20 protein-coding genes and 1 other RNA gene are annotated in these 23,793 nt (G+C 71.2%); 7 read left to right on the top strand and 14 right to left on the bottom strand.

The genetic code is table 11. From position 1 onward, the window contains the following. From HND91_RS18140 to HND91_RS18130, 3 genes are all read left to right on the top strand, one after another. A complete protein-coding gene (locus tag HND91_RS18140; protein ID WP_181708013.1) occupies positions 1-2,049 on the top strand; it encodes a GumC family protein in 2,049 nt (682 codons plus the stop codon). A gap of 282 nt (positions 2,050-2,331) precedes the next feature. Further along, positions 2,332-3,126: a WecB/TagA/CpsF family glycosyltransferase gene (locus tag HND91_RS18135; RefSeq protein ID WP_246329564.1), complete on the top strand. Its 795-nt coding sequence runs from the start codon at positions 2,332-2,334 to the stop codon at positions 3,124-3,126. A 2-nt stretch (positions 3,127-3,128) separates the two neighbouring features. Continuing rightward, positions 3,129-4,310 (top strand): cellulase family glycosylhydrolase, encoded by a 1,182-nt coding sequence (locus tag HND91_RS18130; protein ID WP_181708012.1) that lies wholly within the window; start codon positions 3,129-3,131, stop codon positions 4,308-4,310. Positions 4,311-4,349: 39 nt separating this feature from the next. On the opposite strand, the gene HND91_RS18125 is transcribed toward HND91_RS18130, so the two are convergent. The 13 genes from HND91_RS18125 to HND91_RS18065 form a co-directional block, all read right to left on the bottom strand. Beyond that, positions 4,350-5,729: a lipopolysaccharide biosynthesis protein gene (locus HND91_RS18125; protein ID WP_181708011.1), complete on the bottom strand. Its 1,380-nt coding sequence runs from the start codon at positions 5,727-5,729 to the stop codon at positions 4,350-4,352. A gap of 257 nt (positions 5,730-5,986) precedes the next feature. Beyond that, complete coding sequence (locus HND91_RS18120; protein ID WP_181708010.1) at positions 5,987-7,312, bottom strand: bifunctional folylpolyglutamate synthase/dihydrofolate synthase; 1,326 nt, start codon at positions 7,310-7,312, stop codon at positions 5,987-5,989. A gap of 180 nt (positions 7,313-7,492) precedes the next feature. Continuing rightward, entirely contained in the window at positions 7,493-8,395 is a 903-nt protein-coding gene (gene accD, locus HND91_RS18115) for an acetyl-CoA carboxylase, carboxyltransferase subunit beta (protein ID WP_181708009.1), read from the bottom strand. 127 nt (positions 8,396-8,522) lie between these two features. Next, entirely contained in the window at positions 8,523-9,383 is an 861-nt protein-coding gene (gene trpA, locus HND91_RS18110) for a tryptophan synthase subunit alpha (protein WP_181708008.1), read from the bottom strand. An 11-nt stretch (positions 9,384-9,394) separates the two neighbouring features. Next, positions 9,395-10,612 carry a tryptophan synthase subunit beta gene (trpB, locus tag HND91_RS18105; RefSeq protein WP_181708007.1) on the bottom strand — a complete coding sequence of 406 codons (1,218 nt, stop codon included), beginning with the start codon at positions 10,610-10,612 and terminating at the stop codon, positions 9,395-9,397. After that, entirely contained in the window at positions 10,609-11,292 is a 684-nt protein-coding gene (locus HND91_RS18100; protein WP_181708006.1) for a phosphoribosylanthranilate isomerase, read from the bottom strand. The genes trpB and HND91_RS18100 overlap by 4 nt, the downstream gene beginning before the upstream one ends. Before the next feature lie 66 nt (positions 11,293-11,358). Next, entirely contained in the window at positions 11,359-12,996 is a 1,638-nt protein-coding gene (locus tag HND91_RS18095) for a dipeptide ABC transporter ATP-binding protein (protein WP_181708035.1), read from the bottom strand. Beyond that, positions 12,984-13,439 (bottom strand): PIN domain-containing protein, encoded by a 456-nt coding sequence (locus HND91_RS18090; protein WP_181708005.1) that lies wholly within the window; start codon positions 13,437-13,439, stop codon positions 12,984-12,986. The genes HND91_RS18095 and HND91_RS18090 overlap by 13 nt, the downstream gene beginning before the upstream one ends. Before the next feature lies 1 nt (position 13,440). After that, positions 13,441-13,680, bottom strand: coding sequence for an SH2 domain-containing protein (locus HND91_RS18085; protein ID WP_181708004.1), 240 nt, complete (start codon positions 13,678-13,680; stop codon positions 13,441-13,443). 11 nt (positions 13,681-13,691) lie between these two features. Then, a complete protein-coding gene (locus HND91_RS18080) occupies positions 13,692-14,828 on the bottom strand; it encodes an ABC transporter permease (RefSeq protein WP_181708003.1) in 1,137 nt (378 codons plus the stop codon). Positions 14,829-14,831: 3 nt separating this feature from the next. Beyond that, positions 14,832-15,935 (bottom strand): microcin C ABC transporter permease YejB, encoded by a 1,104-nt coding sequence (locus HND91_RS18075; protein ID WP_181708002.1) that lies wholly within the window; start codon positions 15,933-15,935, stop codon positions 14,832-14,834. 72 nt (positions 15,936-16,007) lie between these two features. Continuing rightward, a complete protein-coding gene (locus HND91_RS18070; protein ID WP_181708001.1) occupies positions 16,008-17,903 on the bottom strand; it encodes an extracellular solute-binding protein in 1,896 nt (631 codons plus the stop codon). Beyond that, a complete protein-coding gene (locus HND91_RS18065; RefSeq protein WP_181708000.1) occupies positions 17,903-19,780 on the bottom strand; it encodes an extracellular solute-binding protein in 1,878 nt (625 codons plus the stop codon). The genes HND91_RS18070 and HND91_RS18065 overlap by 1 nt, the downstream gene beginning before the upstream one ends. A 319-nt stretch (positions 19,781-20,099) precedes the next feature. Here HND91_RS18065 and ffs point away from each other — a divergent pair. The 4 genes from ffs to recR all read left to right on the top strand — a co-directional run bounded on the left by ffs (position 20,100) and on the right by recR (position 23,164). Next, an RNA gene (ffs, locus tag HND91_RS18060) (signal recognition particle sRNA small type) lies at positions 20,100-20,196 on the top strand. Positions 20,197-20,305: 109 nt separating this feature from the next. Continuing rightward, the gene (locus HND91_RS18055) at positions 20,306-22,144 is read left to right on the top strand and encodes a DNA polymerase III subunit gamma/tau (protein ID WP_246329562.1); all 1,839 of its coding nucleotides are present in this window, start codon (positions 20,306-20,308) and stop codon (positions 22,142-22,144) included. A 34-nt stretch (positions 22,145-22,178) separates the two neighbouring features. After that, positions 22,179-22,505, top strand: a complete 327-nt coding sequence (locus tag HND91_RS18050; protein ID WP_181707998.1) for a YbaB/EbfC family nucleoid-associated protein — start codon at positions 22,179-22,181, stop codon at positions 22,503-22,505. Positions 22,506-22,558: 53 nt separating this feature from the next. After that, complete coding sequence (gene recR, locus HND91_RS18045; RefSeq protein ID WP_181707997.1) at positions 22,559-23,164, top strand: recombination mediator RecR; 606 nt, start codon at positions 22,559-22,561, stop codon at positions 23,162-23,164. 197 nt (positions 23,165-23,361) lie between these two features. Here recR and HND91_RS18040 read toward each other — a convergent pair whose 3' ends face one another. After that, positions 23,362-23,787 (bottom strand): OsmC family protein, encoded by a 426-nt coding sequence (locus tag HND91_RS18040; protein ID WP_181707996.1) that lies wholly within the window; start codon positions 23,785-23,787, stop codon positions 23,362-23,364. Between the last annotated feature and the right edge of the window lie 6 nt (positions 23,788-23,793).

Raw genomic sequence — 23,793 nt, 5'->3', positions numbered from 1 at the left:
ATGACGGCGAGCAGCAAGTCCGACTGGGAGGCGCCGCTCGCCGTCTCGACCGGGTCCGGAGCGCCGCAGCCGGCCCTGCCGGGGCTCGTGGACCCGCGCGCCATCCTGGGCTTTCTCCGCCGCAAGGCCGCCCTGATCGCAACCTTCACGATGCTGGCCTTCGCCGGCCTTGCGGCCGCCTACATGGCGCTGCCGTCCCGCTACACCGCGACGGCGCTCGTGCTGGTGGATCCGCGCAATCAGAAGGTGCTCCTCACGGAGGACGTCATACCGGGGATCGGCGGCGACACGGCGGCCCTGGAAAGCTACGTGGCGGTCGCCGCGACGGACGATTTCCTGAAGCCGATCGCCCGCGATCTCGGCGTCTTCGCCGATCCGGAATTCGCCCGCCCCGGCCTCCTCGGCAGGACGCCGGGCGAGACCGACATCATGGCGGCGTTCCGCAAGCGCCTCTGGGTGGAGCGGCGCGGGCTCACCTATCTTGTCTCCGTCAACTTCTCCTCCGCCGACCCGGACAAGGCCGCCCGGGTGGCGAACGCCGCCGCGGGCGCCTTCGTGGACCGTCTGGTGGAGCCGCGCCGGGAGGCGACCGACGACGCGGCCGGCTGGCTGGAGCGCCGGATCGAGAGCCTCCGGGCGGCCGTGGTGGCGTCGGAACAGGCGGTCGCCGAGTATCGCACGGCCAACCGTATCGTCGACGCCGGGCAGAACGTCACCGTGGACGACCGGCGGCTCACCGACCTCAGCCAGCAGATCGCCCTCGCCAAGGCGAACGCCGAACAGGCCCGCGCCCGTTTCGACCAGATGCGCCGGGAGCGCCCGACCGATCTGGACGCCTCGGCCAACCAGACCGGCCTCCTGGCGACTCTCAGGAGCCAGTACGCGGCCGAGCGCCAGCAGGCGGCCCAACTGCAGCGCGTCTACGGCGACCGCCACCCGCGGCTCAGCCAGGCGTCCGCGCGCCTCGCCGCCCTGGAGCAGCAGATCGCCCAGGAGATCGAGCGCCGGACCGCCGACGCGCGGGCGGCCTTCGAGGCGGCCGACGCCCAGTACAAGGCCCTGGAGGCGGAACTGACCCGCGCCGAGACCCGCGCCACCGGCACCGTGGAAGCGAGCGTGCGCCTGCGCGACCTGGAGCGCGAGGCGGCGGCCAACCGGGCGCTCTACGAGCAGATGCTCACCCGCTTCAAGGAGACCACCGCCCAGCGCGGCCTGCAGCCGACCGACACGCGGGTGGTCTCCGTCGCCTCGCCGCCGACCCGGTCGAGCCGCCCGAGTCCGATCATCGCGGCGCCGGCCGGCCTGGTGGCCTCCCTGCTGTTCGGCCTCGTGGGCGCCATCGCGGTGGACGCCCTGAGGCGCGGGGTGCGGAGTGCCGAGGAGGTGGAGGACCTGACCGGCGCGCCGGTGGTGGCCGAGATCCCGGCGAAGGGCGTCGGCGGGCGGCCGATCGCCGTGAAGCCCGGGACCGACCTGCGCCGGCCGCTGCGCCGGGTCGGCGACGTCATCCGGAAGGTGGCGGCGATGCGTCCCGGATCCCACGTGCTCGTGTGCGGCCTCGGCGACGCCGCCGCCGCCGAGGCGGTGGCCATGGCCCTGGCCCGCCTTGCCGACGAGGCGCGCCTGACCGCGGTCGTGGTGCTGCCGGACCCGCCGGGCGGCGCAACCCGCCGGAAACGCCCCCAGAGGGACCCGGGCCTCTACGACGTCCTCAGCGGCGCCGCGCCGCTCGACCGGGCGGTGCGCTTCGAGGAGCCGACCGCCGGGGTCCAGATGGTGAATGCGGGCTGTCCGGCCGGGATGGGCCTTTCCGACCTGGTGCGCCACCCGGAGTTCGGGCGGCTTTCCGGCTTCGGGCGCAAGCGCTACGACATCCTGTTCGTGGTCGCGCCGGACGTAGACGACGACCTGGACGGCGACCTGTTCGGGGCCCAGGTGCTGGTCTGCGGCTGGAACGTCACCCGGCCGGGCCGCCTGCAGGCCGCCGCCGCGCACCTGAAGCCGACCGGCGGCCAGCCGGTGATGGCCATCCTGCACGGCGTGCCATGACGGGCCGGCGCCGACGGGGCCTCCGCGCCGGATCATGTACGAGGTTCTTTCTGTGCGTCGCACCAGACACGGCTGCGTTGCAGCAAGGTCTCGCGCGCATCAGGTCTTGAGGTGTTTCAATATCGCGCCGAGAAGCCGCCGGCGTGCCGGACATCAGACTATTCGGGCGTGGAAAATTTGTAAAAAATGTTATAGGCATACGTCTATATTGGGTGGCGATACATAATGGATGCGTTCATGAGTATGGCTGAACGGGGTCGATTTACCCCACCGGCGATCCCCTTGCTTCCGGATCAACCGGACAAGCGGTGCGACCTCGCCGGCCTCTGGCCGGTTCGGGTGATCGGCGGGTTGCCGATCGCCGTGGTGGACCGGGCCCGTTCGGCCGAGGACTTGATCGCGCTCGCGGTCGCGGCCCGCGGGTCGGACCGTCCGCCGCTCTACGTCACGTCCGCCAACGGCCAGGTGATGGTGGAGGCGGACCGCGACCCGGCGTTCCGCGCCCAGATGATGACGGCCGACGCCATCCATGCGGACGGCATGCCGATGGTCTTCCTGTCCCGGTTCTCCGGCGGACGGCCGCTGCCCGAGCGGGTCGCCACCACCGACTTCATCCATGACGTGTTCGCCCGGTCCGCCGGGCCGGGCGTGCGCCACTTCCTGCTGGGCGCGACCGCGGACGTGATCGCTGCCGCCGCCGCCAACCTGAAGGCGCTCTACCCGGACGCCGCCATCGTGGGCACCCACCACGGCTACATCCGCCCGGACGAGGAGGCGGCCGTGTGCGCCGAGATCGTCGCGACCCGGCCGGACTTCCTGTGGATCGGCATGGGCGTGCCGCGGGAGCAGGAGTTCGTGACCCGCAACCTGCACCGGCTCGCCGGGGTGGGGGTGGTGAAGACGGCCGGCGGGCTGTTCGACTTCCTGTCCGGACGGCGGTCGCGCGCGCCGGTCTGGATGCAGAGCCTCGGCCTGGAATGGCTCTGGCGCGCGCTCCTGGAGCCGCGGCGCCTCGGCCGGCGGTATCTGGAGACCAATCCGGCCGCCCTCGTCCTTCTTCTGACCCGAAACCGTTGACCGTGGCGCGACCGAGCCCGCGCCGACCGGGAGCCGGTCGCGGCGCCCGCCTCCGGATCGCCGCCGGCGCAGTCCTTGTGGCCGTGGCGCTCGCCCCCGCGCCGGCCCGCCCGGCCGACCGCACCGGCGCCGCCTGCGCAGCCGCGTTCGCCGTCCCGGCCGACCGGCTCGCCCGGCTCGCCCGCGGCTACAACCTGACCGGCTGGATCGACACCCGGAACGAACGCGAGCCGGCGCCGGGGCTTCTGGAGGAGCTCCGCCGGCTCGGCATGACCCACGTCCGCCTGCCGGTGCCGGCGGAGGACCTGATGCCCGCCTTCGCGGCGCCGGAGCGGACCGCCGATCGGCTCGACCAGATCGCCCGCGTTCTCGACCGGCTGATCGCGCTCGACACCGCCGTGGTGCTGGACCTGCACCCTTCCGGTCGGATCGCGGAGCTTTATGCGGCCGACCCGGACGGGGCCGTCGGCCAGATCGAGGCTGCCTGGGACCGGCTGGCGCCGCTGGTCGCGGCGCGGCCGGCCGGCCTCGTCTTTCCCGAACTCCTCAACGAGCCGCCCGTGGACGCGGAGCGCTGGGACGGCGACAGCCGCCGGCTCGCGGCCCGGCTGCGCCGCGCCCTGCCGGAGCACACCCTGGTGGTCGGACCGGCCGGCCCTCAGCGGGTGGAGCCGCTGATGGACCGCCCGCCCCTCGACGACCCGAACGTGGTCTATGCGGTCCACTACTACGACCCGATGGCCTTCACCCACCAGGGCGCCACCTGGATGGGAGACGATCCGCTGGCGGCGCTCGCCGAGGTGCCGTTCCCGGCCGGGCCGGACGACCGGCCGCTGCGCGAGGTGGCGGCCGGCATGGAGCTGATCGGCCGGCCGGACGCGGCCGACCTGGTGCGCGAGGCCTATGGGGAACGGTGGGACGGGGCGCGGATCGCGGCGGTGTTCCAGGCGGTGTCGCGCTGGAGCGCGTCCGCGCGCCGACCTGTTGTGGTGGGCGAGTTCGGCGTCCTGCGGTTCACCGCGCCGCCGGCCGACCGGGCGGCCTGGATCGCCGCCGTCCGGACCGCCGCCGAGACGGCCTGCATCGGTTGGACCCACTGGGAGTTCCGGGACGGCTTCGGCCTCGTGGACGAACGCACCGGCGAGCCCGACCCGGCGATCCTGGAGGCGCTGGGGTTGCCCTGACCGGGTTCGGCGTCAGGCGGCCGGCGGGCGGACGCGGCCTCAGCCGGCCGGTTCGGCCGCGGGGAGCGCCGGCCGGGGCGGCAGGAAGACGCCGAACACGGACGCGTCGATGCCGACGCGCAGCCGGCAGAAGATCGCGATGCCGAGCGAGAGCGGGGCCGACACCGCCACCACCGCGACGGCGGCGCCGAGCGTGCCGTAGGCGGGGGCGAGCACCGCGAGGGCCGCGGCGCGCCCCAGAACGGAGAAGATCAGCACCCGCGAATAGAGGAGCTCGTGGCCGGTCATCAGCATGACGCCGGGGCCCGGGCCCATCAGGGCCGCGAAGGCGGTGCCGAGGGAGAGCACCAGGAGGGTGGGATACTCCTCCACGTAGGTGGGGCCGAACAGCCCGAGCAGCGGCTTGCCGGCGAACACCACCACCAGGGCGAGGAGGCCGACGAGGCCGATGGCGACGAGCATCACCCTGGCGAGGAGCTGCTGGGCCTCCGCGCGCCGGCCGGCGTAGTAGAGGTTGGAGAAGCGCGACGACGAGTAGCCGTGGAGGCCCGTGCCGATCATCGGGAACACGTTGGCGAGGCGGGCGACCACGAAATAGCCGGCGGAGACCGCCGGGGACGTGACCGCGCCGACGATCACCACTTCGGCATACTGGCTCGCCGCCTCCGCGCCGGCGGAGGACACCATGCCGACCGTGCGGCGCGTCCATTCGCGCGCCCGGACCACCGGCGGTGCCGACCGGATGGCGGCCGGAATGGTCCGCAGGGTCGCCCACGTCTGGATGGCGGCGGCGATGAGCGCCCCGAAGGCCGCGGCGGCGAAGAAGGCCATCACGGCGTCCGCCGGGTCGAGGGCCGCCACGGTGACGAACACAACCACCAGGATCAGCCGCCAGGTGATCTCCCGGTTCGGCTCGGCCACCGCGATGCCGCAGATCACCCGCGACGCATGGGACGTGTAGTGGAGGACCACCTGGGCGAACAGGAAGGCCGCCGCCGCCGCGATGGTGCCGGGCTCCGTCGGCAGCGGCAGGAGGTGGGCCTCGTCATAGGGCGCGTGAAGGACGCAGAAGGCCGCGAAGGCGAGCGCGAACAGGAGGCCGGAGACGATCGCGATCCGGCCGCCGAACAGATAGGCGCCCCAACTCGCCCGATCGTCGTTCTGGCCGCGGGTCTCGGCCCAGTTCCTGAGGATCATGGTGTCCTGGCCGAGGACGCCGACCACCGCCAGGAAGGCCACCACGTTGAAGGTCACGGCCAGATAGCCGAAGTCGTCCATGGACATGCCGCGCGCCGCCACGGCGAACACGAACAGCGTCATCACGGATCCGAGCACCTTGATGGAGAGCGAAAACAAGGCTCCCAGCATGGCCGGGTGGACACCGACGCGCTCGGCTGCGGCGAGTATGCGGGCGAGCACTCCCTCGGCTCCTCACGTCGGCTGCCGACCTCCGGGCGCGGCGCGCGGAAGTCCTGGATCACGGGCGCTCGCCGGACGCCGACGGCTCCGTCCGAGGGGAACCGGACATGCGGACAGGGCCGGGCGGCGCCGACGGTCCGGCTCGTCAAGGTCTACCGGAGCGGCGGCGGGGCGGCAAGCGACCGGGCCGGGCCGGAACGGCGTGGTATATGATTTATTAAGAACGTGGTTGACGCGCGCGACGACGGACGGATCCGTCAGCGCGGCGGCGTGCCGTTGAGCGCCAGGACGTCGCCGGCGAGATAGAGCGAGCCGCAGATCAGGATCCGCGGCGAGCGCTCGAACTGCCAGCCCTCGCCGAGAAGCCGGAGGGCCTCCTCCGGACCGCTCACCGGCTGGGCGGAGAGGCCGGCGGCGATGGCCGCCTCGGCGAGCGGCTCGGGCGCCCAGGCGGCTTCCGACTGCGGGATCGGCACCGTGAAGACGTGGCGCACCAGCCCGGCGAACGGGCCGAAGAAGCCGGCCGGGTCCTTGGTGGTCAGCATGCCGGCGATGAGGAAGAGCGGCCTCGGCAGGCGATCCTCCAGGTCCGCCATGGCGCTCGCCACCACCTCGCCGGCGCCCGGATTGTGGCCGCCGTCGAGCCAGACCTCCGATCCGGCCGGGGCGGCCGTCACGAGGGCGCCGTGGGTGAGCCGCTGCAGGCGCGCGGGCCAGTCCACAGTCTCCAGGCCGGTCTCGAAGGCGCGCGTCGGGATGTCGAGCCCGCTCGCCCGGATCGCCGCGATGGCGGTGCCGGCGTTCTGGATCTGGTGCCGGCCGAGAAGGCGCGGCAGCGGCAGGTCGAGAAGGCCGTCCGCGTCCTGGAAGACCAGGCGGCCGTGCTCCTCGAAGGCGGTGAAGTCCTGGCCGCCCACGTAAAGCGGCCCGGCCTTCACGTCCCGGACCACGCGCTCGAACACCTCCCGGATGCTGTCGCCGTTGGGGCTCAGCACCACCGGCCGGCCGCCCTTGATGATGCCGGCCTTCTCGAAGGCGATCTTCTCCACCGTGTCGCCGAGAAAGGCTTGATGGTCGAGCGAGATGGAGGTGATCACCGAGACGAGCGGCTCGTCGATGACGTTGGTGCTGTCGAACCGGCCGCCGAGGCCGACCTCCAAGAGAACCACGTCCGCCGGCGTCTCGGCGAAGAGCAGGAAGCCGGCCGCGGTGAGGAGTTCGAACAGCGTGATGGGCTCCTGGCCGTTCGCCGCCTCGGCCCGCGCGAGGGCGTCGGCGAACCGGTCGTCGTCCACGAAGGCGCTCGTGCCCGGCCCGGTCGCGAGCCGGTAGCGCTCGTTGTAGGACACGAGATGGGGCGAGGTGTCCGTGTGCACCCGCAGGCCGGCGGCCTCCAGGATGGCGCGCAGGAACGCCACGGTCGAGCCCTTGCCGTTGGTGCCGGCCACGTGGAAGACGGGCGGGATCCGCGTCTCCGGCGAGCCGAGCGCCTTCAGGAGGCGCTGGATGCGCCCGAGCGTCAGGTCGTATCCCTTCGGGTGAAGGGCGGCCAGCCTGTCGATGATGGCGAGGCTTCTGGTCATGATGGCGGTCCGGCTATTCCTCGTCCGCGCCGTCAGGTCCGGTGGCGCAGTCTCGGGGGACCGATACAGTGCTTCACCCCCGGACGCCACAGGCGAAAACGCCGCCCCCGCTGACGCCCTCCCCTTTGGCGGCGGGGCCGGCGTGGCGCGCGGCCGCCGGCGGCGGCCCCATCGGTTCCGTCACTCGGCCGCGAAGGCCTGGGCCGCCGGCGCGGTCTCCTCCACGGCCGCCGGCTGCGGGCCGAGCAGGCGCACGAGCCGCCCGAGGGTGGACCGGAGCTCGTGCCGGTGCACCACCATGTCGACCATGCCGTGGTCGAGGAGGTATTCCGCCCGCTGGAAGCCGTCCGGCAGCTTCTCCCGGATGGTCTGCTCGATCACCCGCGGACCGGCGAAGCCGATGAGGGCGCCGGGCTCGGCGATCTGGATGTCGCCCAGCATGGCGTAGGACGCCGTGACGCCGCCCATGGTCGGGTTGGTGAGCACCACAATGTAGGGCAGGCCCGCCTCGCGCAGCATCTCCACCGCCACGGTGGTGCGGGGCATCTGCATCAGCGACAGGATGCCCTCCTGCATGCGGGCGCCGCCGGAGGCGGTGAACAGGATGAAGGGCGTGCGCCGGGCGACCGCCGTCTCGACGCCGGTGATGATGGCCTCGCCGGCCGCCATGCCGAGCGAGCCGCCCATGAAGTCGAAGTCCTGGACCGCGGCGACCACCGGGATCGTCTCGAGCCGGCCGGCGCCGACGAGCACCGCGTCCTCGCGGCCGGTCTTCACCTTGGCGTCCTTCAGGCGGTCGGTGTAGCGTTTCTCGTCGCGGAACTTCAAGGGATCCTGCGGCACGCCCGGCAGCCCGACGGTCTCCACCGCGCCGTCGTCGAACAGCAGTTCCAGCCGCTTGTCCGGCGCGATCCGCATGTGGTAGCCGGAGTTCGGCACCACCCACTGGTTCGCCTCCAGGTCCCGGTGGAAGACCATCTCGCCGGTCTCGGGACACTTCACCCACAGGTTCTCCGGCACCTCCTTCTTCGGGTAGATGAGGGAGCGGATCTTGGGGCGGACGACGTTGTTGATCCAGTTCACGGGAGAGGGACCCTGTTCCGGTACGCTTGACGAGAGGACATGCGCCTTCGTCCGGGATTTCACAAGGGGGCGGCGAAATCAAGGCCGCCCCGGCGGGCGGCCGGCGCGGCGGGAAGGCCTATCGGACCTATTCGGCCGCCACCGGCCTTGCCGACCGCACGCCTTCGGCGAGCGCCCGGACGAGCCCGGCCACCGCCTCCACGGTGCCGGCGGTGGCGCGGCCCTCGCCGTCGAGGCTGTCGCGCACCACGTTGACGAGGGCGGAGCCGACCACCACGCCGTCCGCCGCCGCCCCGATGGCGGCCGCCTGGGCGGGCGTCTTGACGCCGAAGCCCACCATCACCGGCAGATCGGTGTGGCGCTTGATCCGCGCGACCGCCTCGGCGACCCGGGTGGGATCGGCGGAGCCCGCGCCGGTGATGCCGGTGATCGACACGTAGTAGACGAAGCCCGACGTGTTGGCGAGGACGGCCGGCAGGCGCCTGTCGTCCGTCGTCGGGGTGGCGAGGCGGATGAAGGAGACGCCCGCGGCGAGCGCCGGCAGGCAGAGCTCCTCGTCCTCCTCCGGCGGCAGGTCGACGATGATGAGGCCGTCGACCCCGGCCGCCTTGGCGTCGGCGAGGAAGCGGTCGACCCCGTAGGAATAGATCGGGTTGTAGTAGCCCATGAGGACGATGGGCGTCGCGTCGTCCTCGGCCCGGAAGGCGCGGACCATGTCGAGCGTCCTCGCCATGGTCTGCCCGGCCTTGAGGGCCCGGAGGGTCGCCGCCTGGATCGGCGGGCCCTCGGCCATCGGGTCGGAGAAGGGCATGCCGAACTCCACGATGTCCGCCCCGGCCTTGGGAAGCGCCTTCAGGATCTGGAGCGACGTGTCGTAGTCCGGGTCGCCGGCCGTCACGAAGGTGACGAGGGCCGGCCGGCCTTCCGCCTTGACGGCGGCCACCTTGGCGTCGATGCGGGTGACGGGGCGGTGCGTGGGAATGGACATCGGCATGGTCCTCAGAGATCGAAGCCGAGCAGCTTGCCGACGGTGAAGACGTCCTTGTCGCCGCGGCCGCAGAGGTTCATGACGATGATCTGGTCCTTGTCGAGGGTCGGCGCGAGCTTGACGACCTGGGCGAGGGCGTGCGCCGGTTCGAGCGCCGGGATGATGCCCTCCACCTTGGTGAGGAGCTGGAAGGCCTCCAGGGTCTCCTCGTCGGTGATCGGCACGTAGGTGACCCGGCCGGTGTCCTTCAGGAAGGAATGCTCCGGCCCGATGCCCGGATAGTCGAGGCCGGCCGAGATGGAGTGGCCCTCCAGGATCTGGCCGTCGTCGTCCTGCAAGAGGTAGGTGCGGTTGCCGTGGAGGACGCCGGGCCGGCCGCCGGTGAGCGAGGCCGCGTGGCCGTTGTGGACGTCGAGCCCATGGCCGCCGGCCTCCACCCCGTAGATGGCCACGCCGTCGTCGTCGAGGAAGGGATGGAACAGCCCGATGGCGTTGGAGCCGCCCCCGACGGCGGCGACCAGCACGTCCGGCAGGCGGCCTTCGGCGGCGAGGATCTGCTCGCGGGTCTCCTTGCCGATCACCGACTGGAAGTCGCGCACCATGGCCGGATAGGGATGCGGGCCGGCGGCGGTGCCGATCAGGTAGTAGGTGCTCTCCACGTTGGTCACCCAGTCGCGGAGCGCCTCGTTCATGGCGTCCTTGAGGGTGCCGTGGCCCGCGGTCACCGGGTGCACCGTGGCGCCCAAGAGCTTCATGCGGAACACGTTCGGCGCCTGACGCTGCACGTCGGTCGCCCCCATGTAGACCTCGCACGGGAAACCGAAACGGGCGCAGACGGTGGCCGACGCGACGCCGTGCTGGCCGGCGCCGGTCTCGGCGATGATGCGGGTCTTGCCCATGCGCCGGGCGAGCAGGATCTGGCCGAGGCAGTTGTTGATCTTGTGGCTGCCGGTGTGGTTGAGCTCGTCGCGCTTGAAGTAGATCTTGGCGCCGCCGAGATGGGCGGTCAGCCGCTCGGCGAAATAGAGCGGGCTCGGCCGGCCGGTGTAGGTGGCGTGGAGGGCATCGAGCTCGGCCTGGAAGCCGGGGTCCCGCTTGGCGGCCTCGTAGGCGGCATCGAGCTCCAGGATCAGCGGCATCAGGGTCTCGGCCACATAGCGGCCGCCGAAGATGCCGAAATGGCCGCGCTCGTCGGGCCCGGTGCGGAACGAATTGGGCTTCACGGTCATCGGGTCTCTCCTTCGCCGCCGGCCGCGCGCCGGCCCGCCTCCACGGCGGCCATGAAGGCGCGGATCAGGGCTCCATCCTTGACGCCCGGCGCGCTCTCCACCCCGGACGACACGTCGACGCCCGCCGGCCGCACGGCCGCGATCGCGTCGGCGACGTTGGTAGGCGTCAGGCCGCCCGAAAGCAAGAAGGGCGTCGCGCCCCGGTGGGAGCCGAGCAGCGACCAGTCGAACGGCACGCCGAGGCCGCCCGGGCGCGTGGCGTCCTTCGGCGGCTTGGCGTCGAAGAGCAGGAGGTCGGCGACGCTCTCGAAGGCGCCGGCGGCCGCAAGGTCGTCCGCCGTCCCGATGCCGAGCGCCTTCATGACCGGCCGCCCGTGGCGGGCCCTGACGGCCGCGACCCGCTCCGGCGTCTCGCGGCCGTGCAGTTGCAGGATGTCGGGCGCGGCGGCGGCGACCAGCGCGTCGAGAAGCGCGTCGTCCGCGTCGACCGTCAGGAGCACCACCGCGGCCCGGCCGCGCGCATGGGCGGCGAGCGCCGGCAGTGCCTCCAGCGGCACGTGGCGCGGGCTCTTCGGGAAATGGACGAGGCCGATCCCGTCGGCTCCGGCGTCGATCGCCCAGTCGAGGGCCTCGGGCGTGGACAGGCCGCAGATCTTGGCGTGGGGCGGTGTGAAGGACATGGCCCGACAGGTGCCACGACGAGGCCGCCCTGTCGAGGGGGTCAGGGCCCGGTCGCCCGTGCGGTGCTACTCCCGCACGATGCCGACGGGGGCGGTCTCCAGCTTGAAGGCGGCGGCGAGGAGGGCCTGGGTGTAGGGCTGCTTCGGGGCGGCGAACACCTCGGCGGCGGGGCCGGCCTCCACCACCTTGCCGTGGCGCATGACCACGAGATCGTTGGCGAGCGCCTTCACGACCTTCAGGTCGTGCGAAATGAACAGGTAGGCGAGCCCGTGCCGGCGCTGCAGGTCGCGCAGCAGGTCGACCACCTGGGCCTGGACGCTCATGTCGAGGGCGGAGGTCGGCTCGTCCAGCATGACGAACTTCGGATTGAGCGCCATCGCACGCGCGATGGCGATGCGCTGGCGCTGGCCGCCGGAGAACTCGTGGGGATAGCGGTGGCGGGTGTCCGGATCGAGACCGACCTCCTCCAGGGCCTGGATCACCCGCCGTTCGCGTTCGCCCGCCGAGAGGTCGCGGGCGTGGACGAGAAGGCCCTCGCCGATGATGTCGGCGACCGACATGCGCGGGCTGAGCGAGCCGAACGGATCCTGGAACACCACTTGGATGTCGCGCCGGAGGGGCCGCATCTGGTTCGACTTCAGGCCCTGGATGACCCGGCCCGTGAAGGCGATCCGCCCCTCGCTGCCGATGAGGCGCAGGAGGGCGAGGCCGAGGGTGGTCTTGCCGGACCCGGATTCGCCCACGATGCCGAGGGTCTGGCCGGCGCGCACCGTGACCGAGACGCCGTCCACGGCCTTGATGTGGCCGACGGTGCGCTTCAGGAACCCCCGGCGGATCGGGAACCAGACCTTCAGGTCGTCCGCTTCCATGACCACCGGGGCCGACGGGTCGGCGACCGGCGGCTCGCCCCGCGGCGCGGCGGCGAGGAGGTGGCGGGTGTAGGCGTGCTGCGGGTCGGCGAACACCGTCCGGGTGGGGCCCTTCTCGACGATCTGGCCCCTGGTCATCACGCACACGGTGTCGGCGAACCGCTCCACGATGCCGAGGTCGTGGGTGATGAAGAGGATGGCCATGCCGAGCCGCGCCTGCAGGTCCTTCAGGAGCTGGAGGATCTGCGCCTGCACGGTGACGTCGAGGGCCGTGGTGGGCTCGTCGGCGATCAGGAGGTCCGGCTCGTTGGCGAGCGCCATGGCGATCATGACGCGCTGTCGCTGGCCGCCGGAGAGCTGGTGCGGATAGGCGGAGAGGCGCGTCTCCGGGTCCTGGATGCCCACTTCGGTGAGGAGTTCGACGGTGCGCCGGCGCGCGGCGCTCTCGCCGAGGCCCTTGTGGATGGAGAGGATCTCGCCGATCTGCCGCTCGATGGTGTGGAGCGGGTTGAGCGAGGTCATCGGCTCCTGGAACACCATGGTGATCCGGTTGCCGCGCACCTTGCGGAGCGCCGCGTCCGACGCCGTCAGGAGATCCTCGCCGTCGAACAGGATCCGGCCGGACGGGTGCGAGGCGGCCGGATAGTTGAGCAGCCGGACGACGGACATGGCCGTGACCGACTTGCCGGACCCGGATTCGCCCACGATCGCCAGCGTCTCGCCCTTGGCGAGGTCGAAGGAGACCCGGTCCACCGCCAGGGTCGTGCGGTCGCCCTGGGCGAATTCGACCGACAGGTCGCGGACGGAAAGGAGGGGGGAGGTCATGGCAGGGATCCAAGGAGAAGATCGACCGCAGCCTCTTCGACGAGAACACGGTCCAGGCCGTCCGGAACCGGCAGTCGCCGGTCGGCGGTGGCCAGGTGGGTGCACCCGTGGCAGAGCGCGGTCGCCAGGTGAATGGCGTCCGGCAGCTTCAGGCCGTCGTAAGCGGCTCTGAGCAAGGCGGCGCGCTCGAGAACCGCAAGATCGATCGGCTGCAACGTGAAGCCCGGCCCGTCGGCCAGGATAGTCCGGTAGAGGTCGGCGAGGTCCCGGTCGGCAGCCTTGAACGCACCGGCGAGCGTTTCCGCAAGGGTTACCGCGGATGTGGCGGCCGCAATGGCGCCGGTCTCGACGGCCGCCAGCAATCGGCGCGCCGGAGCGGACGTCTTCCCCGCGCCCTCGTAGGCGAGGATGAAAACGTTCGTATCGAAATAGACGGTGGCCGACGAGGGCACCCTAGTCGGCCCCGCTCATTCCGTCGCCGTCTCGGATCTGGCGCACGTGGGCGACGATCTCGTCGGCGGAGCCGTAGGTGGACCTGCCCGCGGCGAAGAAACGCGTGAAACGGCCTGACGGCACGACACCGCCGTCAAGGTCGCGGACGACGATCTCGACCCGGTGGGTCGGATCGATGTCGCCGCGCACCGACGCCGGAAGGTCGCCTGCCAGTATCTCCCGCCTGACCACCTTGTTCATCGCGCGCCTCCTCAGCGGAACGTCTTGCGCGGGTCGAAGGCGTCGCGGACCGCCTCGCCGACGAAGATCAGCAAGCTTAGCATGATGGCGATGACGAAGAAGCCGGTGAGGCCGAGCCAGGGCGCCTGCAGGTTTGACTTGCCCTGGGCGAGGAGTTCGCCGAGGGACGGCGACCCGGGCGGCAGGCCGAAGCCGAGGAAGTCGAGCGACGTGAGGGTCGTGATCGAGCCGTTGAGGATGAAGGGCATGAAGGTGAGCGTCGCCACCATGGCGTTCGGCAACAGATGCCGCCACATGATGGTGAGGTTGGAGACGCCGAGGGCCCGGGCGGCGGTGATGTATTCGAAGTTTCGCCCGCGCAGGAATTCCGCCCGGACGACGCCGACCAGCGACACCCAGGAGAAGAGCAGCAGGATGCCGAGGAGAATCCAGAAGCTCGGCGCCACCACGCTGGAGAGGATGATCAGGAGATAGAGCGTCGGCACGGCGCTCCAGATCTCGATGAAGCGCTGGAACAGGAGGTCCACCCAGCCGCCGAAATAGCCCTGGACCGCGCCCGCCGCGATGCCGATCGCCGAGGACACGATGGCGAGCGTCAGGCCGAACAGCACCGAGATGCGGAAGCCGTAGATGAGGCGCGCGACCACGTCGCGGCCCTGGTCGTCTGTGCCCAGCCAGTTGAAGTTGCCGGCCACGCAGTTCTTGTCCTCGACGCCCTGCGGATAGGCCCGGCAGCGCTCCTCGCGCGAGAGCAGGAAGGCCGGCGGTGCCGGCGCCGGCGTCGGCATCTGGGCGTTGACCGTCCGGTAGGAATAGCGGACCGGCGGCCACACCATCCAGCCGTTGGCGAGGATCTCGTCCTGGATGAAGGGATCGCGGAAGTCCGTGGTGGCGAGGAAGCCGCCGAACTTCTCCTCCGGATAGTCGACGAGCACCGGATAGAGGATCTCGCCCTTGTAGGATGCGACCAGCGGCCGGTCGTTGGCGATCAGTTCGGCGAAGAGCGTGAAGACGAACAGGACCATGAAGATCCAGAACGACCAGTAGCCGCGCCGGTTGGCCTTGAAGTTGGCGAGCCGGCGCTGGTTCAGCGGCGACAGGAAGGGCTTCTTGGTGCGCGCCGTCGGCGGGCGGGTGGTCGCGTCCATGGCTCAGACCTCCCGGCTCTCGAAGTCGATCCGGGGATCGATCCAGGTGTAGGTAAGGTCGGAGATGAGGCCGACGATCAGGCCGATCAGGGAGAAGATGTAGAGGGTGGCGAACACCACCGCGTAATCGCGCTGGATGACGGATTCGAAGCCGAGAAGGCCGAGCCCGTCGAGCGAGAAGATCTGCTCGATGAGGAGCGAACCGGCGAAGAAGGCGCCGATGAAAGCGCCCGGGAAGCCGGCGATCACGATCAGCATGGCGTTGCGGAAGACGTGCCGGTAGAGGACCGCGCGCTCCGCCAGGCCCTTCATGCGGGCGGTCAGCACGTACTGCTTGCGGATCTCGTCCAGGAAGGAGTTCTTGACGAGGAGCGTCGAGGTCGCGAAGGCGGAGAGCGCCATGGCGGTGAGCGGCAGCGCCAGGTGCCAGAAGTAGTCGAGGATCCGCTCCGGCCAGGACAGCTGCTCCCAGTTGTCCGACGTCAGCCCCCGGAGCGGGAAGATGTCGAGGAAGTTGCCGCCGGCGAACAGCACGATGAGGAGAACGGCGAACAGGAACCCCGGCACCGCGTAGCCCACCACGATGACGGCGGAGGTCCAGACGTCGAAGCGCGAGCCGTCCCGGACCGCCTTGGCGATGCCGAGCGGGATCGAGATGCCATAGGACAGGAGCGTCATCCAGAGCCCGAGCGAAATGGAGACGGGCATCTTCTCCAGGATGAGATCGATCACCGACACGTCGCGGAAGAAGCTTTCGCCGAAGTCGAACCGCGCATAGTTCCAGAGCATCAGGCCGAACCGCTCCAGCGGCGGCTTGTCGAAGCCGAACTCCCGCTCCAGTTCCGCGATGAAGGCCGGGTCGAGCCCCTGGGCGCCCCGGTAGGTGGACGTGTTGCCGCCCTGCTCGGAACCCGGCTGGACGCCGGAGAAATCGCCGCCACCGCCGGAGAAGCGCTCGGTGGCGGACACGTCGGTCCCCTGGAGGCGGGCGATGATCTGCTCCACCGGGCCGCCCGGGGCGAACTGCACGACCACGAAGTTGATCGCCATGATGCCGATCAGGGTCGGGATCATCAGGAGAAGCCGACGGAGGATGTATGCGCCCATGGGCGGTGCCGTGTCCTTGCTGTATGGGGGCCGGACCCGGCGGGGCCGGGCCTGCCCCGCCTCGCCCCGGCCTCAGCCCTTGCCGATCGCCGCGGCCTTGGCGGCGTCGATCCACCAGGTGCTTTCCACCGGAAAGCCATAGGCGGGCTTCATCTCCGGCCAGCCGAGCATGTCCCAGTGGACCACCCGGTGGACGGAGGAGTACCAGTTCGGAATCCAGACATGCAAGGCGCGCAGCACCCGGTCGAGCGCCCGCACGGTGGTCTGGAGCTCCTCGCGGCTCTTCACCTTGCCGGCGCGCTCGATCAGGGCGTCGATCGCCGGATGGGCGATGCCGCTGAGGTTGTAGGATCCGGGACGGTCCGCCAGCCTGGAATGGAAGAAGGCGTCCAGGCTTTCCACCGGCGTGGCGCCGAGGTTGAAGGCCCGGATCGTCATGTCGAAGTCGAACGCGTTGGTGCGCGCCTGGTATTGGCTGGCGTCCACCACCCGGATGGTCGCGCCGACGCCGATCGCCTTCAGGTTCTGGACGTAGGGGCCGAGTACCCGCTCCCAGATGGCCGATTCCACCAGGATCTCCACGTCCAGCGGCTTGCCGTCCGCGGACGCGAACCGGCCGCCCTCGCGGCGCCAGCCGGCTTCGGTCAGGAGGTCTCCGGCCCGGCGCAGGAGCGCGCGGTCGCGGCCGGAGCCGTCGGACACCGGCGGCGACACCGGCTCGCCGAAGGCGCCGGCCGGCAGGTTCGCCCGGAACGGCTCCAGGAGCGCGGCCTCTTCGGGCGGAATCGGTCCTTCGGCGGCGTAGGGCGACTTCTGGAAGAAGGACGTCTGGCGCTGGTAGATGCCGTAGAAGAGGTTCTTGTTCGTCCACTCGAAGTCGAACGGCAGGCCGAGCGCCTCGCGGGTGCGCGGGTCGGAGAAGATCGGCCGGCGCAGGTTGAAGAAGGTGCCCTGGATCGACGGGATCGCCTCCGACGGCACCTCGCGCTTGACCACCCGGCCCTCCACGAGCGCCGGGAAGGTGTATTCGGTCGCCCAGGTCTTGGAGGTGAACTCCTGCCGGTAGTGGATCTCGCCCTTCTTGAAGGCCTCGAACTCCGCCTGCCGCTCCCGGTAGAACTCGATCCGCAGCGTGCCGAAGTTGTTCTGGCCCACGTTGACCGGCAGGTCCTTGGCCCAGTAGTCGTCGACGAGGTCGTATTCGATGAAGCGCCCGACCGCGAACCGGCCGATCCGGTAGGGGCCGGATCCGAGCGGCGGCTCCAGGGTGGAGGCTTCGAAGTCGCGTCCCTCCCAGTAGGCCTTCGGCAGGATCGGGTAGGTGGCGGCGTCGAGGGGGGCCGAGAGGCTCTGCTTGCCGGAGAAGACCAGCTCCAGGACCCCGGCGTCGATCGCCTCCACGGCGACGAGCTCGCGCAGGCCCTCCGCGAGGGTCGGGTGGCCCTTCTCCTTCAGGATCATGTAGCTGAAGGCGGCGTCCTCGGCGGTGAGGCGCGTGCCGTCGTGGAAGCGCGCCTCGGGTCGGAGCGCGAAGGTGAAGGTGTTGCCGTCGTCGGAGACGGTCACGGACGCGGCGACGAGCCCGTAGAGCGCATCCGGCTCGTCGAGGCCGCGCACCATCAGGCTGTCGTAGATGATGGTGCTGCGCGGCGGTGCGCTGCCCTTCAGGACGAGGGTGTGCAGGGTGTCGAAGGTCTGGGTGTCCTGGTTGAGGGCCCAGTTCGGCACCGAGAAGACGAAGCGGCCGCCCTTCGGGGCGTCAGGGTTCGCGTACGGAAAGTGGGTGAAGTCCGGCGGGTACCGGAGATCGCCGAAGACGCTGAGCCCGTGGCTCGTGGCGCCGGCCTGCGCCACCCGGAACGGCGGCAGGGACGCCGCGGCGGCGAGCGCCGCGGTTCCGGAGAGCTGCAGGAGGCGGCGCCGGGTGAGGGCGCCGAAGGGGGCGGCATGCGGGGTCGTCCGGTCCATCAGCCTCCTCCGCCGGTCTTGGCGGCCTTGTCGGCATCGAACCACCAGACCGTCGGGAAGCCCACGTCGAACCGCGGCAGCGGGTCCGGGTGGCTGAAGCGGTTCCAGTAGGCGATGCGGTCGGTCAGGATCGTATAGCTCGGGATCACGAACTGGTTGCCGAGGAGCACCCGGTCGAGCGCCCGCGTGGCGGCCTCCAGCGTGGCGCGGTCCTTGGCGAACACCACCTCGCGGATGAGCGCGTCCACCGCCGGGTCCTTGATGCCGGCGTAGTTGCTCGAGCTCTCGCTGTCCGCCGCCGCCGAGCCCCAGTAGTTCATCTGCTCGTTGCCGGGCGACATGGACTGGCCCCAGCCCGAATAGATCATGTCGTAGTCGCGGGAGCGGACCCTGGTGATGAACTGGTTGCTGTCCACCGACCGGATTGTCATGGTCACGCCGATGCGCTTCAGCGACTGGGCGTAAGGAAGGGCGACCCGCTCGATGGTCGGGCCGTTGAGGAGGAGTTCGAACTCCACCGGCCGGCCGTCCGGGCCGATCATCCGGTTGCCTTCCAGGCGATAGCCCGCCTCCCGGAACAGCTCCACCGCCCGCCGCAGGTTGTTGCGCACGTTCTCCGGCGTGCCGCCGACCGGGTTGGCGTAGGGCTGCGTGAACACCTCGGCGGGCACCTGTTCGCGCACCTTCTCCAGGATCTCCAGCTCCTGGCCTTGCGGCAGGCCGGCGGAGGCGAGCGGGATGCCGTAGAAGAAGCTGTCGATCCGCTGGTACTGGCCGTAGAAGAGCGTCTTGTTGAGCTCCTCGAAGTCGAACGCGTAGTTAAGCGCCTGCCGGACGCGGCGGTCCTGGAACAGCGGCCGGCGGATGTTCGGGATGAAGCCCACCATCACGCCGCTGACCTGCTCCAGCTCCACCGCCTCCTTGATGATGCGGCCGTCCCTCACCGGCGGGATGTCGTAGCCGGTGTTCCAGCGCTTGGCCTCGTTCTCGGTCCAGTAGTCGATCTTGTCGGCCTTGAAGGCCTCGAACTCCACCGTCAGGTCCCGGTAGTATTCATAGGACAGCCGGTCGAAGTTGTTCGTGCCGACGTTCACCATCAGGTCGGCGCCCCAGTAGTCCGGCACACGCTCGTAGGTGACGCTGCGCCCGGCGTCCACGCGGGCGATCCGGTAGGGGCCGGAGCCGAGCGGCGGCTCCAGGGTGCCGTTCTCGATCGAGCGCTGGTTGCCGCTCGCGTCCTTGCCCTCCCACCAGTGCTTCGGCAGGACGAGGAGCTGGCCGACGATGTGCGGCAGCTCGCGGTTGCCGGTCTCGTCGAACGTGAAGGTCACCTCGCGCTCGCCGGTCTTCTCCGCCTTCACCACATGCTGGTAGTAGAAGCGCTGGGTGGGGTTGAGCGCCTTCAACTTGTCGAACGACCAGATCACGTCCTCCGGCGTCACCGGCTGGCCGTCTTGCCAGCGCGCCTCGGGCCGGAGGCGGAAGCTGACGGACGAATAGTCGTCCGGGTGGGAGATGGCTTCGGCGAGGAGGCCGTACATGGCCGAGATGTCGAGCTCGTCCAGGGACGAGGTCATCAGCGTCTCGTGCACGAGGCCGAGCCCGTCGGCCGGCACGCCCTTCGGCAGGATGGGGTTGAGCGTGTCGAAGGTCTGCCCCGCGCCGCCGAGGCGCACGGTGCCGCCCTTCGGGGCGGCGGGGTTCACATAGTCGAAGTGCCTGGCGTCGGGCCCGTACTTCGGGGTGCCGGCGAGCGCGGTCGCGTGCCGCCAGACCGGCCCGTCGGCGGCCGCGGCGGGCGCCGCCAGCGATAGGCCGACGAGGAGGGCGGCCAGAAGGCGGCCGAAGCCGGAAAGGCGTGTCAGTCTCGGTCCCATCCACGTCAACGGCGTTCCTCCCGAAGCGTCGGCCCCTTAGATTTTCACCATACGCCGGTGATTGCAAACCGGCGCCCGGCGGGCCGGGCGCGGCAAAAGGGCGGCTCTTTCCAGGGCACCTATGGGCGCGATGGGGCGAAACCAGGACCGACCCGGCTGGATAACGGAAATGTCATGAGGTGGTTCGGGGACCGGGTTCGGGGATCCGCCGCGGCGACGGGACCGGGAGGCCGGCGGCGGGTGGGGCGCGGGGGCCGTCCCCAGGCGATGCGCCGAAGCCCTCTTGCGTTTTTCCCCTCCAGTCGCGATATGTGACGCGGGAGGTTGGCGGTGGACGTGCCACTCGCCAACCGGGTCAGGTCCGGAAGGAAGCAGCCCCAACGAGCTCCGGCTCGGGTCACTCGTCGGCCTCCCACCCCGCACCGCTCCTCCCGCCCCGTGCGGGCCTCGGGGATGAGGGATCCGGGTCCGCGGTCCCCGCCGGCGCGCCGCGCCAGAGATGACCGCGCCTCGCCGGAGCCGACCATGGACGACACGCCCGCCCTCATCGAAGCCGCGCCGCCTGCCGACGGGAAGCCCGGCGGCTACCGCGTCCTCGCCCGCAAGTACCGTCCCCAGAGCTTCGCCGACCTGATCGGCCACGGCGCCATGGTGCGCACCCTCTCGAACGCGTTCGAGACCGGCCGCATCGCCCAGGCCTGGATGCTGACCGGCGTGCGCGGGGTGGGCAAGACCACCACCGCCCGCATCCTCGCCCGCGCGCTCAACTACGAGGTGCCCGGCGAGGCGGACCGTCCGACCGTCGATCTCGCCCGCGAGGGCGTCCACTGCCGCGCCATCATGGAAGGCCGGCACGTGGACGTGATCGAGATGGACGCCGCCTCCCACACCGGCGTCAACGACGTGCGCGAGGTGATCGAGGCGTCGCGCTACAAGCCCGTGTCGGCCCGCTACAAGGTCTACATCATCGACGAAGTGCACATGCTCTCCACGGCGGCGTTCAACGCCCTCCTGAAGACCCTGGAGGAGCCGCCGGAGCACGTGAAGTTCATCTTCGCCACCACCGAGATCCGCAAGGTGCCGATCACGGTCCTGTCCCGCTGCCAGCGCTTCGACCTGCGCCGGGTGGACGGCGGCCTGATCACCGGCCACCTGAAGGCGATCGCGGCCGCCGAGGCGGTGACGATCGAGGACGAGGCGGTCGCCCTGATCGCCCGGGCGGCGGAAGGCTCGGTGCGCGACAGCCTCACCATTCTGGACCAGGCGATCGCCCACGGCGGCGGCTCGGTGTCGGCCGAGACCGTGCGCAGCATGCTGGGCCTCGCCGACCGGGCCCGGGTGATCGATCTCTTCGAGATGATCATGAAGGGCGACGTGGGGGCGGCGCTCGCGGAACTCTCCGACCAGTACGACGTCGGCGCCGACCCGGCGGTGCTCCTCTCCGATCTCGCCGCCTTCGTGCACCTCGTCACCCGCATGAAGCACATGCCCGCCATGGCGGACGACCCGGCGCTGACCGAGGCGGAGCGCGCCCGCGGCAAGGCGTTCGCGGACGCGCTGTCGGTCCGCGTGCTGTCGCGCGCCTGGCAGCTGCTCCTGAAGGGCATCGCCGAGGTGCAGGCGGCGCCCCGGCCGCTGCCGGCCGCCGAGATGGTGCTGGTGCGCCTCGCCTATGCGAGCGACCTGCCGACCCCGGACGAGGCGATCCGGCAGCTGCGCGAGGGCATCGCCGCCTTCCAGGGCGGTCCCGGAGGCCCCGGGAGCGGCCTCGGCGCCGGTCCCGGCGGCGGCGGCCTGGGCGGCGGCGCGCCCCAGGCCATGCTGCGCACGGTGGCGGCGGACGGCCGGTCCGGCGCCCGCGAGCCCGCCCGGCCCCAGCCGGCCGGCGAGCCGACGCTGGCGCTCGCCACCTTCGACGACGTGATCGCGCTCCTCGCCGAGAAGCGCGAGATCGGCCTCAAGATCGCGCTCGAGCGCGACGTCCGGCTCGTCCGCCTGGAGGACGGCCGGCTGGAGCTCAATCCGCTGCCGACGGCCCACCCGAACCTTGCCGGCGACCTCGGCCGCAAGCTCACCGACTGGACCGGCCGGCGCTGGATCGTGGCCCTGTCGCGCGAGGACGGCGAGGAGACCATCCAGTCCCGCCGCGACGCCGCCCGCCGGATGGCGGTGGACGACGCCCGGGCCGACCCGGTGGTCTCCGCCATCCTGGCCCGCTTCCCGGGCGCCGAGATCGTGGACGTGCGCCTGGAGGCCCAGGAGGCGGCGGCGGAGACGGTGTTCGACCCGGTCGGCACCATGGCGGACGACCTCGACGGCGACTTCCTGGTGCCCGACTGGGTCCCGTCGGATTTCGACGACTAACCATACCAAGACCCGAAGACGAAGGAGATCTCCCATGTTCGGCGACCTCGGCAAGATGATGAAGCAGGCCCAGGCCCTCCAGGCCAAGATGGCCGAGGCCCAGGAGGAGATCGGCCGCCTGGAGGTGACCGGCGCCTCCGGCGCGGGCCTCGTGTCGGTGACCCTGTCCGGCAAGGGCGACCTGAAGGCCCTGAAGATCGACCCGTCGCTCGCCAAGGAGGACGAGGTGGACATCCTGGAGGACCTGATCGTGGCCGCCCACGCGGACGCGCGCGTCAAGCTGGAGGCCGCCGTCGCCGAGAAGATGCAGTCGGTGACCGGCGGGCTCAACCTGCCGGCCGGCATGAAGCTGCCGTTCTGAGCCCCGCCCCGCCCGAACGCCGCGCCCGGCGGGCGCCTGCCTGAAGGACATCCATGTCGAGACGCGTCACCGGTCCGGAGATCGAGCGGCTGGTCCAGCTCCTGGCGCGCCTGCCGGGGCTCGGGCCGCGGTCGGCGCGCCGCGCCGCCCTGCAGCTCGTCAAGCGCAAGGACCAGCTCCTGGTGCCGCTCGCCGAGGCCCTCGGCCGGGTGGGCGAGAGCGTCCGCGTCTGCTCCACCTGCGGCAACATCGACACGTCGGACCCGTGCGCGGTCTGCACCGACCCGCGCCGGGACGCCAGCACGATCGTGGTGGTGGAGGACGTGTCCGACCTCTGGGCGCTGGAGCGGTCCGGGGCCGTGGACGCCCGGTACCACGTGCTCGGCGGCGTCCTCTCTCCGCTGAACGGCGTCGGCCCGGACGACCTCGACATCGCCGGGCTCGTGGAGCGGGCGCACGACCCCGCCGTCCGGGAGGTGATCCTGGCGGTGAACGCCACGGTGGACGGCCAGACGACGGCCCACTACGTGACCGACCGGCTGCAGGGCCTCGACGTGACGGTGTCGCGGCTCGCCCACGGGGTGCCGGTCGGCGGCGAGCTCGACTATCTGGACGAAGGCACCCTGGCGGCGGCCATCCGGGCGCGCACGCCCTTCTGATCGCGGCGGATCGCCGGCCCACGGCGGGCGGCGGCCCCTGAAGGGGCGCGGGCGGCGGTCACGCCCGCGCGTCCGTCGTCGTCCGGGCCGCGCGTCGTCGGGACGCCGCGGCCCCCGCCTCTCAGATCAGGCTCGTGACGTCCCGGCCTGCCGGGCCCTCGACGGGCGCCGGCATGCCGACCTTCACGAGCCATGGCTCAGGCGAGCGAGGCGTCGAGGGTCACCGTGATGGCTCCGAGGGCGCGCGAGACCGGGCATTCGGCCTTCGCCTTGTCGGCGAGCTCGCGGAACTTCGCCTCGTCGATGCCCGGCACGGTCGCCTTCAGGGTCAGCGCGCTGCCGGTGATGCCGGTGCCCGGTATCAGCTCCACGGCGGCGGTCGCCTCCAGGCGATCCGCCGGCGTGCCGTTCTCGGCCAGGAAATGGGACAGCTGCATGGCGAAGCAGCCCGCGTGGGCGGCGGCGATCAGCTCCTCCGGGTTCGTGCCGGAGCGTCCGCTCTCGTCCTCGAACCGGCCCTTGAACGAGTAGGGCTGGCCGGAGAACGTGCCGCTCTGGGTGTCGATCGTGCCCTTGCCGTCCTTGAGGGCTCCGGCCCAGACTGCCGTTGCGGTGCGCTTCATGATGTC

The sequence above is a fragment of the Chthonobacter rhizosphaerae genome, from assembly GCF_013839525.1.
Taxonomy (GTDB): Bacteria; Pseudomonadota; Alphaproteobacteria; order Rhizobiales; family Pleomorphomonadaceae; genus Chthonobacter; species Chthonobacter rhizosphaerae.
This window is presented reverse-complemented; position numbering and strand designations above follow the sequence as displayed.